Annotated in this window: 2 protein-coding genes; both read right to left on the reverse strand. The window is 65.8% G+C overall.

Translation table 11 applies throughout. The features are described 5' to 3' along the window. On the reverse strand, positions 1 to 485 hold a 485-nt coding region (locus tag GJ634_RS17055; RefSeq protein ID WP_197425566.1), incomplete at its 3' end, for a cytochrome d ubiquinol oxidase subunit II. Next, positions 478 to 1,148, reverse strand: a 671-nt coding sequence (locus GJ634_RS17060) for a cytochrome ubiquinol oxidase subunit I (RefSeq protein ID WP_197425567.1), incomplete at its 5' end; no start/stop codon positions are given. The genes GJ634_RS17055 and GJ634_RS17060, both read right to left, overlap by 8 nt.

Below are 1,148 nucleotides of genomic sequence, written 5' to 3' on the forward strand. Positions count from 1 at the left end.
CCGGTCAACACCACCGGTAGGGTCGCCCCAGCGAAGAGCCACCGGCCGACGAGCATCCCCAACAGCAGCGGCGCGAACACGCTCCCGCCGACGAAGGCGTAGTCGGTGTAGCGCTTCCAGCGCTCGTCCTCGCGCTGCTCGCGGAGCTCCGGACCGAGCCCGCGGAACACCAACGCGACGACGAACCCGAGTGCGAGCAGATAGTTGTCCGCCAGGAGCCGCGAGTACACGCGCGGGAACGCCGCCAGCAACATCGTCCCGAACGCTACGATCCACACCTCGTTGGCGTCCCACACCGGGCCGAACGCCGCCAGGAACGTCTCCCGCTCGTGTTCGTCCGTCCGGGTCGCGTACAGCATCCCGATACCGAAGTCGAAGCCATCGAGGACGATGTACATCCCCAACGCGAACACCACGGCGCCGAACCAGACCTCCGGCAGGGAGTCGACGAGGTACGTGTCGACGGGGATCAGTGGGTCAGTCATCGCTGGTCACCCACGGGAGGGGGCCACGCCAGCGGCCCGCACTCGACTCCTGGACGCCGAGCGACCGGAGCTCTCCACGAATCAGCCACTTCAGGACGTACAGCGCCGTTAGTATCAACGCGATGTAGAGGATGACGAACGCGACCAGGGTTAGGGTCGCCTCGGTCCCAGTGAGCGTCGAGGAGACCGCCTCGCTCGTCTTGAGTTCGCCCTGGATGACCCACGGTTGGCGGCCGATTTCAGTGACGTACCAGCCGGTGAGTAACGCCGCATAGCCGAATGGCGATGCCGCGATCATCGCCTTCAGGTAGCGCGTACTCTCGGTCAACCGTCCGCGGTACGTGAGGTACCCGCCCCAGAGCGCGAGCGCGATGAAAAGGAACCCGAGCCCGACCATGAATCGGAACGACCAGAACACGAGCGCGACGGGTGGGTTCTCCTCGTACTCGTTCAGGCCGATGACCTCGGCGTTGAAGTCCCCGCCACTGGCGAGGAACGACCCGACTCTGGGGAGACTCAACGTGAAGAGGTTCTCCGCGCGCGGGTCGGTGAGCGCGTCGAGGGACTTCGGGAACGCGAGCAGGTGGAGGTCGGCCGACCCCGTCTCGTAGTGAGCTTCCATCGCGGCGAACTTCTGGGGCTGTGTATCCTCAACGTGCCGGC

The organism is Halobacterium sp. CBA1126, from assembly GCF_009741975.1.
In the GTDB taxonomy this organism is placed as follows: Archaea; Halobacteriota; Halobacteria; order Halobacteriales; family Halobacteriaceae; genus Halobacterium.